This is a genomic window from Pseudoalteromonas sp. 2CM36K, assembly GCF_023161865.1.
Classification (GTDB): Bacteria; Pseudomonadota; Gammaproteobacteria; order Enterobacterales; family Alteromonadaceae; genus Pseudoalteromonas; species Pseudoalteromonas tetraodonis.
In genome coordinates this window covers 175096-188533 of the sequence record NZ_JALNTK010000004.1, presented here as the reverse complement: position 1 = coordinate 188533, position 13438 = coordinate 175096, and the positions used below count along the sequence as shown (strand labels likewise).

Annotated in this window: 13 protein-coding genes; 6 read left to right on the top strand and 7 right to left on the bottom strand. The window is 39.6% G+C overall.

Translation table 11 applies throughout. The features are described 5' to 3' along the window. Positions 1 to 188 precede the first annotated feature (188 nt). Both MTN97_RS04050 and MTN97_RS04045 read left to right on the top strand, forming a co-directional pair. Entirely contained in the window at positions 189 to 716 is a 528-nt protein-coding gene (locus MTN97_RS04050; protein WP_069439643.1) for a VC2046/SO_2500 family protein, read from the top strand. 212 nt (positions 717 to 928) lie between these two features. Continuing rightward, positions 929 to 1231 carry a DUF6172 family protein gene (locus MTN97_RS04045; protein WP_036982253.1) on the top strand — a complete coding sequence of 101 codons (303 nt, stop codon included), beginning with the start codon at positions 929 to 931 and terminating at the stop codon, positions 1229 to 1231. Positions 1232 to 1298: 67 nt separating this feature from the next. Here the strand turns inward: MTN97_RS04045 and MTN97_RS04040 are convergent, their stop codons facing one another. From MTN97_RS04040 to MTN97_RS04030, 3 genes are all read right to left on the bottom strand, one after another. Beyond that, entirely contained in the window at positions 1299 to 1775 is a 477-nt protein-coding gene (locus MTN97_RS04040) for a YchJ family protein (RefSeq protein WP_248473738.1), read from the bottom strand. Positions 1776 to 1814: 39 nt separating this feature from the next. After that, positions 1815 to 2249, bottom strand: coding sequence for a SulA-like leucine-rich domain-containing protein (locus MTN97_RS04035; protein ID WP_013465228.1), 435 nt, complete (start codon positions 2247 to 2249; stop codon positions 1815 to 1817). A gap of 323 nt (positions 2250 to 2572) precedes the next feature. Beyond that, positions 2573 to 3034 (bottom strand): sel1 repeat family protein, encoded by a 462-nt coding sequence (locus tag MTN97_RS04030; RefSeq protein ID WP_248473737.1) that lies wholly within the window; start codon positions 3032 to 3034, stop codon positions 2573 to 2575. A gap of 118 nt (positions 3035 to 3152) precedes the next feature. On the opposite strand from MTN97_RS04030, the gene MTN97_RS04025 reads away from it, so the two are divergent. Then, positions 3153 to 4445 (top strand): NCS2 family permease, encoded by a 1293-nt coding sequence (locus MTN97_RS04025; protein ID WP_008113045.1) that lies wholly within the window; start codon positions 3153 to 3155, stop codon positions 4443 to 4445. Positions 4446 to 4560: 115 nt separating this feature from the next. Here MTN97_RS04025 and MTN97_RS04020 read toward each other — a convergent pair whose 3' ends face one another. Then, positions 4561 to 5316: a hypothetical protein gene (locus MTN97_RS04020; RefSeq protein WP_076922519.1), complete on the bottom strand. Its 756-nt coding sequence runs from the start codon at positions 5314 to 5316 to the stop codon at positions 4561 to 4563. Between the two features lie 295 nt (positions 5317 to 5611). Between MTN97_RS04020 and cysB the strand changes: the two genes are divergently transcribed. Further along, positions 5612 to 6589: an HTH-type transcriptional regulator CysB gene (cysB, locus tag MTN97_RS04015; RefSeq protein WP_036982269.1), complete on the top strand. Its 978-nt coding sequence runs from the start codon at positions 5612 to 5614 to the stop codon at positions 6587 to 6589. A 265-nt stretch (positions 6590 to 6854) separates the two neighbouring features. Here the strand turns inward: cysB and MTN97_RS04010 are convergent, their stop codons facing one another. The 3 genes from MTN97_RS04010 to pabB form a co-directional block, all read right to left on the bottom strand. Then, on the bottom strand, positions 6855 to 8231 hold the full coding sequence (locus tag MTN97_RS04010) for an L-serine ammonia-lyase (RefSeq protein WP_036982272.1): 1377 nt from the start codon (positions 8229 to 8231) through the stop codon (positions 6855 to 6857). Between the two features lie 101 nt (positions 8232 to 8332). Further along, a complete protein-coding gene (locus MTN97_RS04005; protein ID WP_075169053.1) occupies positions 8333 to 8908 on the bottom strand; it encodes an NUDIX hydrolase in 576 nt (191 codons plus the stop codon). Beyond that, positions 8901 to 10259 carry an aminodeoxychorismate synthase component I gene (gene pabB, locus MTN97_RS04000; protein ID WP_248473736.1) on the bottom strand — a complete coding sequence of 453 codons (1359 nt, stop codon included), beginning with the start codon at positions 10257 to 10259 and terminating at the stop codon, positions 8901 to 8903. The genes MTN97_RS04005 and pabB overlap by 8 nt, the downstream gene beginning before the upstream one ends. A gap of 166 nt (positions 10260 to 10425) precedes the next feature. Between pabB and MTN97_RS03995 the strand changes: the two genes are divergently transcribed. Together MTN97_RS03995 and MTN97_RS03990 are read left to right on the top strand one after the other, a co-directional pair. Continuing rightward, entirely contained in the window at positions 10426 to 11952 is a 1527-nt protein-coding gene (locus MTN97_RS03995; RefSeq protein ID WP_008112774.1) for a fumarate hydratase, read from the top strand. 433 nt (positions 11953 to 12385) lie between these two features. After that, positions 12386 to 13426, top strand: coding sequence for a Leu/Phe/Val dehydrogenase (locus MTN97_RS03990; RefSeq protein ID WP_008112772.1), 1041 nt, complete (start codon positions 12386 to 12388; stop codon positions 13424 to 13426). Positions 13427 to 13438: the final 12 nt, after the last annotated feature.

The following is a 13438-nucleotide window of genomic DNA, read 5'->3' as shown; positions in this document are numbered from 1 at the left end:
GAGCTGGATTCGAACCAGCGAAGGCTGAGCCGTCAGATTTACAGTCTGATCCCTTTGGCCGCTCGGGAACCCCTCCAATGCAACGCGGCAGATAATAGCAAACTTCTTATTTAAGTAAAGAAAAAAGCTAAAGAAAATTCAAATTTAGCCGATAAATACTTATTAATTAGTTAAATAGGCTAAAGTCTATGCAGATTGGTGATTTGTTAATCACGGAGAGCCAGTTAAAAACGAGGCTCAACGAAAGTGTGCACGAAAACCGCCGAGGCGAGTTTGCACTTTTATTAGCAATGCTCTCTCACGATGCACTCGATTTTAGTGAATTCCACCTACCCAAAAGTGACACTAAGCATTATCAAGCTGATGAAGATGCTTTGCGTAAACAATTTGGCGCAGGTCCAAAGCAGCCATTAGCGCCAGATACCTTTAATATGTTAATTGGTAAAAATAACACAGAGCTTTTAGCAAAAATGGGAAGCGCTGTAGGGATGAGTGATATAAAGTTAACTCAGTGCTTAAAGCCTGAGCCATTTAATATTCGTGATGATAAAAACCACATTCCACTGACTGTCATTGATAACTGTGAACTAGCAGTCCGTCGACGAATTCAAAATACCAACACCGAGCTATCAAACCCTCAAATGGATCCGGTGGCATTTTATGATGATTTACAAAATGAAGCTATCCACCAGCCATTACATTTGTTTAGTGCCTAATCATATGTGTTCAATTGCTGCTTTATACATGCCATTTGATTGTAATAAACTGTGTTTATAGTAGAAAGTAACTATTGATTTTATAGATGCTTTATTTTAATAACTGATTTAATATAAAAAAAGCATCCAAAATTTAAATGCAATTGCTATAATGGCGCAAATGGTATGACATTAAATGCCATTATCATTAAACCAAGGTAATTAGGAACGTAATGAAGAAAACATTCACGCTGAATCATGAGAAAATCAAATACCCTCGTATGGTTGATGCTGCAAAGCATGAAGTGAAAAAATATTTGAAAAGAGAACGTAATAAAACTTTACCTGTTGATGCCGACTACTGGGCATTTGATTGTAAGTTTGGTAACACGGTTGAAGAAGCCCAAGTGGTTCACGTTGCTGAAATTAACAATCACATCAGTGAAATTGAAAAGCAAGGTTTAACTTCTTTTTACTTAGAGATTTTAGCAAGACCTGCACAGCGTCAAGATTTCGATGAAGATGATGGCGAGTAAAACGCTAATTTGCGTTTAGTGTAGTTTTTGAAAATGGGCCTTGTGGCCCATTTTTTGTAGCTGTTATTTATACACTATGACACTTTTTATACTTTTTATTACTGCCGCAAGGGCACGTATCATTACGTTTTACTTTAATATCGGCAACCGGTGTAATCTCACCATCAAGGTATCGCCATTGTCCATCTTCTTTAATAAACCTTGAATTTTCTGCCAACTCGCAATATAAATCTTGATAAAAGTAGTGAGCTTTAAATGTAACAAACCCTGTTTCATCATTATAACCAGAGTCTAATATGGTTAAGTTTATAAAACGGCAACTATTTGCAAAATCTTTAATTTCTGAAATTGAGTTTTCAGCTTGTTTTTCTTTTGCATAACTTTCACGAACAAAAACCGCGTTTTTAACAGCATAAGCACTGTAGCGTGCACGCATAAGTTGCTCTGGTGTGTGTGGCTGTTTGGTTTTTAAATGAAAAGGCTCGCAGCAATCAGCATAAGGTTGCTGACTGCCACAAAAACATAATAGGGCGTTAGGAGTCATGATAAATGTACTGTGTATTAAAACGCTAGTTTATCAAGCTTATTGCGTAAGTGAAATCTCAGAATGAGCGCTTTTTTTGCTAAAGCAATACAACTTAGTGCGCGTATGGCTCAAGTTTAATGATAACTGCGACAGTTGTTGGTTATTTATTATGTCAGTCCAGGTGATCACCGCGGCAAAATTTCCATTGTGAAGTGCAGAACTTAAAACATACTCTAAATTAACTAAATGTTTTTGACGAATAACCAGTAATTTACTGGTATCAATTGAGCATGAATCAAGTAGCGCTTTGCTCGGTACGTTATCTGGTGCTATTAACAGTGTCCATGCGTTTAGGCTGTTGTATTGGTGTAATACTTTTAATAACTCAAACGTTGCTGAAATTTCATCTTCAATTTGTACAACGTTAACACAATCTGATTGGTCATCTTGTTGATAGCTTTTAACTGTTCTTACGGTAATTGGCTGTAACATAATCTTCTCACTCACTGGGTTTTTATACAGTACATTCATACAGTAGTTTATACAGTTGTTTGGTGCAAGTGTTTTTTTGCTATTTTTTTGTACAGTTATTCATCTTAAAACGCGACAGTTACTATAAATATATAAATAATCTATATACAACAATGGTTTAATTTTTATTGAAAGTTAATGCCCACAGAATTAATTTTAAGGCTGGGAACAAATAAATACAGATGAACAGGGGGTATACAGTAGTTTAAATTAATTAAGCGTGCTTGTTTTGGCTATAAATGCTTAATTAATTTACAGATGAAATGAGTTGCTGGGCAGTGAAATTATTTTTCGCTACTAGGAGGAATCAAATGTGAGAATTGTAACTGGTGAATTTGTTCATACAGGCTGGCTGCGTAGCATTGAGCATCTTTAAGTCGTTTGGTACTAATATGTTTTCGTATATCGCTCATTGCTTCTATGGCAGGTTCATAGCCTTGACTACCGGCTAAGCTAAGCCACGCAGCACCATGAAATACACTTTGCGGCACACCTTGTCCTTTTATAAAAAACAGCCCTAAATAAAACTGCGCGCGATAATTTCCTGCCATTGCTGCCAAACGCATCCATTTTGCGGCTAAGGCGCCTTGTTCATTTTTAAGGTAATAAAGGGCTTTATTTAATGTGTCTTGATCGGTGTTTTTAGAGTTCGCAGGGAGATTTGCATCGCTTGGTTGCGTTACAAAAGAAAGAATGTTGTCTAATTGTTGCTCTAAGTCTTGGCCACTGGGTGTCGTTTTGATCATGCTACTTCGTTTGTTATTTTAATCACTTAGCTAGTTTAGTATATAGCAAGGTAAAATGTCCTGTAAAAAGTTATTTTTATGCTAAAATCTCGCCACTTTTTACAACCATAAGTTTATTATGCTCGAAGCCTTATTCAAAATCCGTGCAAATGATTCTTCGGTTCGCCGTGAATGTATTGCCGGTATGACTACATTTATTACGATGGTTTATATCGTATTCGTTAACCCAGCTATGCTTGCTGAAGCGGGTATGGACCAAGGTGCTGCCTTTGTTGCCACCTGTATTGCAGCTGCAATAGGGTGTTTTATTATGGGTTTGTGGGCCAATTACCCACTGGCATTGGCACCGGGTATGGGATTAAATGCATTTTTTACCTATGGTGTTGTATTAGGTATGGGTTATAGCTGGCAAGCTGCGTTGGGTGCGGTATTTATGTCAGGGTGTATATTTTTAATTCTAAGCTTATTTAAGGTGCGAGAGTGGATTATTAATGCAATCCCTCTGGTGCTCAAGCAAGCAATAGCAACGGGTATTGGCGCATTTTTAGCTCTCATCGCACTTAAAAGCGCCGGTATTATTGTATCAAGTCCTGCAACACTGGTGCAGTTGGGTGATATTACCTCGCCTGGTCCTTTATTGGCTATTTTCAGCTTTTTTGTTATTGCTGCACTGCTTTATCGCGATTTTAAAAGTGGCGTACTGATCAGTATTTTACTAGTCACCGCGATTGCTGTGTCTATGGGGTTAGTGGAGTATCATGGTGTTATTGCAATGCCACCTTCTATCATGCCGACCTTTATGCAACTGGACTTTAGTGCCGCGTTTGAACTGTCGATGTTGAGTGTTATTTTTGCGTTTTTATTCGTTGATTTGTTTGATACCTCAGGCACGTTAGTTGCGGTAACTCAGAAAGCTGGTTTAGCAGATAAAAACGGTAATATGCCGCGTTTAGGTCGTGCATTAAGCGCCGACAGCACAGCTACCATTGCAGGTGCAATGCTCGGTACTTCAACAACCACGTCATACATTGAGTCTGTTGCAGGTGTATCTGTTGGTGGTCGAACTGGTTTGACCGCTGTGGTTGTGGGTTGCTGCTTTTTACTGATGATGTTTTTTGCGCCTTTAGCTCAAATGGTTCCTGCATACGCAACCGCGGGAGCTATTTTATATGTATCTGTATTGATGCTACAAAACTTAAAGTTTGTAAATTGGGACGACATGACTGATGCAATTCCGGTGAGTGTTGTATTATTAATGACACCGCTGACTTTCTCAATTGCACACGGTATTGCACTTGGTTTTATTTCTTATACGGCGGTAAAAGTGCTGTGTGGCAAAAAAGATCAGGTAAGCATTAGTGTTTGGATTTTAACGGCCTTGTTTATTGTTAAGTTCGCATTTTTATCTTAATGCAGGCAGCTTGTTAGAATATGTATATGTTCTAGTATGTAAACACAAAGTGGGGCAAAATCCTATTCAAAAAAAAGCCCATGCAACTGCATGGGCTTTTTATTTAGAAAGGATGTTACCATTTCTTTTTAGGTGCAAATAATACGTCTAAATCATCTTGCTCTTGTTCGTTCTTTTTCTTCAATGATGTAGCATTTGATGCCTTGAGTTCATTACTTATCGTTTCAAGGTAGCCTTCAACTTCAGCCCGTTTTGCAGTAATGTAATCGTCATTGAATGAAACACTGTTAAGTGTGGAAGCTGCTTTTTCAAAGTACTGCCTTGCAGAGCCTATCATTCCAGCTGTTTGTGCTGCTAGACCACGTTTTATCTGGCTTTCAATGTTGATTCTTAGTTGTAGCTTTTCAAGGCGTTTGTCTTCTGCAATAAACGCTTGGCTGTCTACTTTGCCTTTATTATGCTCAGAACGAATAATAGTACGGAGCTTTTTTATACCCTGTATTAGTGATATCAGTTGCTTGTCATTACCTGGTAAAACAAAATCATCTGAACCGTCTTGAATTGGGTTTTGTAGTCGCTCTTTTGCTTCTTTTAAGCGGTTTTTTAGTCCACTACCTCCGCTTGAAATAGGCACCATTTGACTGAGCGCATCATGAATTCGTCGTTGTAATATTCGCTGAGTTGCCTCTGAAAGTGGAATGTTGGCGCTATTCATTAATGCTTCTTCGGTTTCTTCAATGATTGCTTTTTGCTTTGTTAACTCTTTGCGTCGTTCAGCTTCTTGTTTTTCTTTGTGTTGCTGAACAGCACTAACCAATAGTGCAATGACTATAAGTGCAACAATTAATACAATTATAATGGAAACGATCATGTTATAATTCTCAAGTTCTTAACCTTATTATCTAATCTTACATTAAATATATAAAAGGTGGGAAACTTTGCTCAGATTAACTGAAAAAAGCGTCACCATAAAGCGTTTAAATCTTAATATGTTATGTTTCGATTGCTGATAATCATTGCTACCTCAAGTGTATTTATTGTGTTAACCTGAAATTTCAATATATTAATTGTTACATTGTGTAACCTTAATCAGCCTTTTATATAGCTACCTATAGTTAGGGTGCGTTTTTATCTGTCAATGTGAATTATAACGAAACTACATAGCCATGAAATTACAACAACTTAGATATATCGTAGAAGTTCAAAATCATAAATTAAATGTTTCAGCTACGGCTGAGAGTTTATTTACCTCCCAGCCTGGTATTTCTAAGCAAGTACGTATGTTAGAAGATGAGCTCGGTGTACAAATTTTTGGCCGCAGTGGTAAGCATTTAACTCATGTTACAGGCGCTGGCGAAGAAATCATTAACATATCACGCGAAATACTCTCAAAAGTTGAGGGTATTAAAGCGGTTGCGAATGAACATACGCTGCCCGATCAAGGCAAACTTAATATTGCGACTACGCATACACAAGCACGCTATGCGTTACCAAGTGTAATTAAAGGCTTTACTCAAAAATACCCAGCAGTGTCACTACATATGCACCAAGGTACGCCTCAGCAAATATCGGATGCAGCTGCGCGCGGTGATGCAGATTTTGCGATTGCTACTGAAGCACTGCACTTATATTCAGATTTAGTTATGTTGCCTTGTTATCACTGGAATCGCAGTATTGTGGTTGCTAAAGATCATCCACTTGCGAAAAAAGCCGATAACTTAACGGTGGCAGATATAGCGCAGTATCCATTGATCACTTATGTATTTGGTTTTACTGGTCGTTCAGAGCTTGATAAAGCATTTAACGCCTACGGACTTGAGCCACATATTGTATTTACTGCCACCGATGCTGATGTTATTAAAACGTATGTGCGTTTAGGACTAGGTGTGGGTGTGGTTGCATCTATGGCAATTGATCAGGTAAACGACAGCGACTTAGTGTGCATTGATGCTAGCCATTTATTTGAGGCGAGCACGACTAAAATTGGCTTTAGAAAGGGCAGTTTTTTACGCACCTACATGTATGACTTTATCGAACGTTTTGCACCGCATTTAACTAAAGAGCGAGTAGAGCGTGCGAGTTTACTGCGTAATCAAGAAGATGTTGATAAGTTATTTGCTGATATTGAATTGCCGGTTAAGTAACCGCCATAAACAGCAATGAAAAGCCGCTTAGTTTTGCAACTAAGCGGCTTTTTTTGTGCTATGTAATTAACCTGAACTGTGGATAATAAATTCATCTCAAGCAGCTATTTTCAGCGCTAACTGCGTTGAATTTACTTGCAATAGGCGAGCTATTGACGCGTAATTTCGCCTTGTTTTCACTAAAAATCTCTAGCTAGAGAAAATAAACATAAATATCATTTTGATTCAATATGTTAGTAAATCTCTTAACCAGAGTTCAGGTTAATTAGCACTCGATAATATTAACGGCCAGTCCACCGCGAGCGGTTTCTTTGTATTTTGTTTTCATATCGTTACCCGTATCGAGCATGGTTTTTATTACTTTATCCAGCGATACTTTTTGCTCACCACTACCGCGAATAGCCAGGCGCGACGCATTAATTGCTTTAATAGCGCCCATTGCATTACGCTCAATACAGGGGACTTGCACTAAGCCGCCAACAGGGTCACAGGTTAACCCTAAGTTATGTTCCATACCAATTTCAGCGGCATTTTCTACGTGTACAACGTTACCACCAACAATTTCAGTAAGTGCGCCTGCGGCCATTGAACAAGCAACACCGACTTCGCCTTGGCAACCCACTTCAGCACCAGAAATAGAGGCATTCTTTTTATATAAAATGCCTATTGCAGCGGCAGTTAATAAGTAGCGGGTAGCAATATCACGGTCTACTTCTTTAATAAAAGTATGATAATACATTAATACTGCAGGTAAAATTCCGGCTGCGCCATTTGTGGGGGCAGTTACTACACGTCCTCCGGCTGCATTTTCTTCGTTTACAGCTAATGCGAATAAATCAACCCAGTCCATGGCGCGCAGCGGGTCGTTACTCACTTCTACATTAAGCTTTAAATATAAGCTTGGCGCACGGCGTTTTACTTTTAATCCGCCAGGTAAAATACCTTCGGTGCGCATACCTCGCTCAATACAGGCTTTCATTACTTGCCAAATATTAAATAGCTCATCTTTAATGGCTTCTTCACTGCGTAACGTTTTTTCGTTTTTCATCATTAACGTTGATACGCTGTAACCCGACTCTTTACACATTTCGAGTAATTCTTTAGCCGTTCCAAACGGGAACGGGGCAGGGTTTTCTTCACGAATATCTAAGGCCGCTTGTTTTTCTTTTTCAAACTCTTCATCCGAAACAATAAATCCGCCACCAATAGAGTAGTAAACTTTGCTATATACTTTTTCGCCATTGTTATAGGCAATAATTTCCATTGCGTTGGAATGTTTAGGGAGTGTCTTTCTGCGATGGAAAACAATCGCGCCCTGCTTAGGGAATTTAGCTTTGTGAGTTTGGTTTAGGTAAATAACCTGTTCTTTTTCAATTTTAGCGAGTATGTCATCCACTAAATCGGCATCAATGGTTTCAGGATCATACCCTGCTAAGCCAAGTATCACTGCTTTACCAGAGCCGTGGCCAACACCTGTTTGGCCAAGCGAGCCGTAAAGCTCTACTTTTACATCGGTCACATTTGCTAATAGTTGTTGTTCATCTAGGTCATTAACAAATAAGCGTGATGCACGCATTGGGCCAACGGTATGTGACGATGAGGGGCCAATACCAATGCTAAACATGTCAAATGCACTGATCATAATGTGTGTCTCTACTTAGTTTTCTCAGCATTCAGCTGTTCTTTGAACGGTCGACTATAATAACGTGGAAATGCAGGTGTGTAACCCTTATTAGCAAAGATTTAAACTGGTATGGCGAGTTGTTTTGTAAAGTTTTTAATAATGCTGGCTGTGGCACCCCACAAAAGCCCGTGAGGAGTGATAAAGCCATTTAAAGTTAGGGCTTTTCCATTACGTTCAAAGGGGATTGGTTGCCAATTAGCTTCGTTGTTCAGTGCTTTTATAGAGAGTAAAAAGCTGGCTTGTACTTCGTTATGATCGTTCTCCCATACCGTTTCTTTTTTAATTAAGCCCACAAAAGGACGTATAGTAAATCCAGTAAGGGTAGAGTATTGGGGCAGCTGGCCTAAAACTTGAACATTATGCGGGGGAATGTTTAGCTCCTCGTGTAATTCACGCAGTGCCGTGGTGCGCAGGTTAACATCATTAATTTCAAATTTACCACCCGGTAAACAAATCTCCCCAGGGTGGTGATGTAAATAGGTTGGCCGCTTACACAATAAAACATGTGCTTCGTTATCTATATCAATCAAAGGTAGCATCACTGCACTGGCGCGCTTTTTTTTATTATCTTTGAGCTGATCCACGGCTAAACTGCGGTTTAATTGAAAACGAGCCGAAATGGTTTCACTATTCAAAGCGACCTTCATTTAATATAGGGAGTATTTTATTTACTTTATCGTATGTTTCTTGATATTCCAATTCGACTTTTGAATCAGCAACAATGCCACCGCCAGCCCAACAATGTATTTGCTGATGATGAGTAACTAAAGTTCGAATGGTAATACTGGTATCCATATTACCGCAGGCGCTAATATAGCCAATAGAGCCACAATAAATACTGCGTCTGTGTGGCTCCAGCTCTTCTATTATTTCCATTGCGCGCACTTTTGGTGCCCCGGTAATAGACCCTCCAGGGAATGCAGCTTCAAGTTGATCGACTGCTGTTTTTCCTTCATCAAGGATGGATGTAACTGTACTTACCAAATGGTGTACTGCCGGAAAGCTTTCAATAGCAAATAAAGAAGGTACAACAACAGAGCCCGATTTTGCGACTTTACCTAAATCATTTCGTAGCAGGTCTACTATCATTACATTTTCAGCGCGGTCTTTACTTGAATTTGCCAGTAAGGTCGCTTGTTTTGCATCCTCAAGGGCATCTTCTTTGCGAGGTAAAGTCCCTTTAATGGGTTTTGTTTCTACTTTATTGTCGTGTACTGCAATAAAACGCTCGGGTGAGATTGATAAAATAGCGCCCTGAGGATGATTAATAAAACTAGAAAAAGGCGCTTTATTAGCCTGAGTTAATTTAACATAGGCGCTCCAAGGCGAGCCTTGGTAATGTGCGCTAAAACGCTGCGCTAAGTTAATTTGATAGCAGTCACCACTTTTTAGGTATTCTTCAATCGCGGCAAACTTTTCGCTATAGCTAGTCTGACTCATATTTGACTGCCACGCTGATGTAAGCGAAAAGCTCTCGTGTTTAGGTGGTTGCGCTAAATATTGCTGATATAGCCAAAGGCGGTCTGCATTGGGCTGCGAAACATAAAACCACGTGCGCAGTTGTTTATCGTAAATCAGTGCATCAAGGTAAAGTCCAACCGCCATTTGCGGTAAATTTATGTCGTGTAAAGCGCTGCTTGGTAGTTGCTCTATAGTACGGCCTAAGTCATAGCCAAAATAACCCAGCCAGCCACCATTAAAAGGTAAGTTGTTGGCGGCTTTAGTGCTGTCTAACTTTGCCAGTTCATTATTCATTATTTCAAAGCAGCTTTTTATGTTTGGCTGGTTATTAAAAACGCTTTGATTATTTTCGACTTCAAGGGTGCTCTGGGGGGCAATCGCAATAATGTCAAAACGACTGTTTATGTGATCACTATCACCCGAATCTAATAAAATGGCGTAAGGCAAATGAGCAAAATGCGAAAATACCTCAATACAATTTTGTGATATGGCTAATTCAACACAATTTTTTTTATTGTTTAGCATTTACTACCCCTATAAGAACTGGCTCCAAACGGGCTGGGAGGGTATCATAAGTCAAATTTATTTGGCAGCGTTTAGTGAGCGCTGTGGTTGAAAACAGTTCGAACCACCGTCACGGGTTTGATATCGCTTACGTGCAGCGTGAGTAACAACAACTTAAGGAACCACTATGAGTACAATTCGTCAGCAAGACTTTATTGATAGCATTGAAGATGCCTTGCAATACATCTCGTTTTACCATCCTCTTGATTTTGTTCAAGCACTAGAGAAAGCGTATAACAAAGAACAAAGTAAAGCTGCTAAAGATGCGATTGCGCAAATTTTAATTAACTCGCGTATGTCGGCAGAAGGTAAGCGCCCACTGTGTCAAGATACCGGGATCATTACTTGTTTCGTAAAAGTAGGGATGGATGTTAATTGGGATAAAACCGACTTAACAGTACAACAAATGGTTGATGAAGGAACGCGTCGTGCGTACTTAAATCCAGATAACCCTTTACGTGCATCGATTGTTGCAGATCCTGCGGGAACACGTAAAAACACTAAAGATAATACGCCATCAGTGGTTCACATTGACTTAGTTGCAGGCGATAAAGTCGAAGTGATGGTCGCTGCTAAGGGCGGCGGCTCAGAAAACAAAAGTAAAATGGTGATGTTAAACCCATCTGACGATGTGGCTGAGTGGGTAGAAAAAACGCTACCAACAATGGGGGCGGGTTGGTGTCCACCTGGCATGCTAGGTATAGGTATTGGTGGCACGGCAGAAAAAGCAGCGGTAATGGCCAAAGAGTCATTAATGGATCCGGTTGATATCCATGAGCTAATTGAGCGCGGCGCAGAAACAACAGAAGAAAAACTACGTTTAGAAATTTTTGAACGTGCGAATAAATTAGGTATTGGTGCGCAAGGCCTTGGCGGTTTAACCACGGTTGTTGATATTAAAATTAAAACAGCGCCTACTCACGCAGCTTCAAAGCCAGTGGTTATGATCCCAAATTGTGCTGCAACGCGCCACGTTCACTTTACCCTTGATGGTTCAGGCCCTGCGAATTTAAAAGCACCTAAATTAGAAGATTGGCCAGAAGTGACTTTCGAAGTGGGTGAGGGTACACGCCGTGTTAATTTAGATACTCTTACTAAAGAAGACACTAAAGAATGGAAAATGGGTGAAACCGTTTTACTCTCAGGTACTATTTTAACGGGTCGAGATGCTGCTCATAAACGTCTTCAGGATATGATCAACTCAGGGGAAGGTTTACCTGAAGGTGTTGATTTTGATAACAAGTTTATTTACTACGTTGGCCCTGTGGATGCAGTAGGCGATGAAGCAGTAGGTCCAGCGGGTCCTACAACGGCAACACGTATGGATAAATTTACCGATATGATGTTAGAAAAAACCGGCATCGTGGGTATGATTGGTAAAGCTGAACGAGGCCCAGCAACGGTTGAGTCTATTAAAAAGCACCAGTCAGTGTATTTGATGGCGGTAGGCGGTGCGGCTTACTTAGTATCTAAAGCAATCAAAAAAGCACGTGTTGTTGCCTTTGAAGATTTAGGTATGGAAGCTATCTACGAATTTGAAGTAGAAGATATGCCAGTAACAGTTGCCGTAGACAGTGAAGGAGCAAATGCACACACCCAAGGCCCTGCTATTTGGAAGGCAAAAATTGAAGAGCTAGACAGCAAAATGAAGTAAATTTTTACTTAAAAAGCAATCATATAAGCGAGCACTGTGTGCTCGCTTTTTTATTTACTTTTATATTTGCAAAGACTTATACACCTCAGACCAGTTTATGCTGCATAGGCAATTAGTGTATAAGTCACTGTATTTTAAAGTGTAGTGTACTTTTTTAGGGTGTATGGTTAAGTTTACAAATAACTTTAGGGTGACGTTCACGTAAGCGTAAACTTTAATTGCGGTGGTGTTTTTAACTTTAATACTTAATCAGATGGTTATTTTTGGATTTTTTATGCTTACTTTTAACGATAAGTCGTTTTATATTTCACTTTGACGCGCTTTATCTGGTTTATTTACTCATGGTATGGCGAACCATTAACTGAAGTGATAAAGTCTCGGCAATTTGTAGCGTGCTTGCCCAAAAGGGCCTATTATTTTCGGAGTATTTAAAGTGGTTGTATTTAATCAAGTTGAATTTGATAACCATGAACAAGTGGTTTTTTGTTCAGACAAAGCGTCTGGTTTGAAAGCCATTATTGCGGTACATAACACAAACTTAGGCCCTGCGGTAGGCGGTTGTAGAATGTGGGATTATGTTAACGATGAAGATGCAGTATATGATGTGCTGCGTTTATCAAAAGGGATGACCTATAAAAATGCCGTAGCACGCTTGCCATTTGGTGGTGGTAAATCGGTTATTATTGGTAATGCCAAAGAAATCAAATCTGAGCAGTTATTTCGCGCATTTGGTCGCCAGTTAGAGCGACTAAATGGTAGCTACTACTCAGCAGAAGATGTAAACATTACCTGTGATGATGTGGCGTTAATGAACAAAGAAACAAATTACGTGCTAGGTCTTGAAGGAAAAAGTGGTAACCCTTCGCCGTTTACAGCCTATGGTACGTTTTTGGGCATGAAAGCAGCGCTTAACCATCAACGCGGTATTCAAGACTTTTCTGGTATTAAAGTTGCGGTGCAAGGTTTAGGTGCAGTAGCTTATGGATTATGTAAACATTTGTTTGAAGCTGGTGCTGAGTTATTTGTTACCGATATTAATCAAGCTGCAGTAGAACGTGTAGTAAATGATTTTGGCGCAACTGCAGTTGGTATTGATGAAATATACGACCTAGATGTGGATGTTTATGCACCCTGTGCATTAGGTGCCACTATTAATGACACAACAATCCCACGCTTAAAAGCAACGATAGTAGCAGGCTGTGCAAACAATCAACTTGCTGAATCACGCCATGGTGAAATTTTACGTGAAAAAGGTATTTTATATGCGCCTGATTATGTAATAAATGCAGGTGGTATTATTAACGTTTATTACGAAACTGCACCAGAGGGTTACAGTAAAGAGGCTTCTAATAAACACGTAGAAAGAATTTACGATACACTGAGTGAAATTTTTACCCGTAGTGAAAAAGAGCAAAAATCAACCCATTTAATTGCCGATGAACTGGCACAAGAAATTATTGAAAACGGACTTTAAGTTTCCACTCGA

Coding starts and splice junctions, on each gene's coding strand:
- cysB (WP_036982269.1), top strand. CDS start 5,612: ATGAAATTACAACAACTTAGATATATCGTAGAAGTTCAAAATCATAAA.
- MTN97_RS04050 (WP_069439643.1), top strand. CDS start 189: ATGCAGATTGGTGATTTGTTAATCACGGAGAGCCAGTTAAAAACGAGG.
- MTN97_RS03995 (WP_008112774.1), top strand. CDS start 10,426: ATGAGTACAATTCGTCAGCAAGACTTTATTGATAGCATTGAAGATGCC.
- MTN97_RS04010 (WP_036982272.1), bottom strand. CDS start 8,231: ATGATCAGTGCATTTGACATGTTTAGCATTGGTATTGGCCCCTCATCG.
- MTN97_RS04030 (WP_248473737.1), bottom strand. CDS start 3,034: ATGATCAAAACGACACCCAGTGGCCAAGACTTAGAGCAACAATTAGAC.
- MTN97_RS04045 (WP_036982253.1), top strand. CDS start 929: ATGAAGAAAACATTCACGCTGAATCATGAGAAAATCAAATACCCTCGT.
- MTN97_RS04020 (WP_076922519.1), bottom strand. CDS start 5,316: ATGATCGTTTCCATTATAATTGTATTAATTGTTGCACTTATAGTCATT.
- MTN97_RS04025 (WP_008113045.1), top strand. CDS start 3,153: ATGCTCGAAGCCTTATTCAAAATCCGTGCAAATGATTCTTCGGTTCGC.
- MTN97_RS04040 (WP_248473738.1), bottom strand. CDS start 1,775: ATGACTCCTAACGCCCTATTATGTTTTTGTGGCAGTCAGCAACCTTAT.
- MTN97_RS04035 (WP_013465228.1), bottom strand. CDS start 2,249: ATGTTACAGCCAATTACCGTAAGAACAGTTAAAAGCTATCAACAAGAT.
- pabB (WP_248473736.1), bottom strand. CDS start 10,259: ATGCTAAACAATAAAAAAAATTGTGTTGAATTAGCCATATCACAAAAT.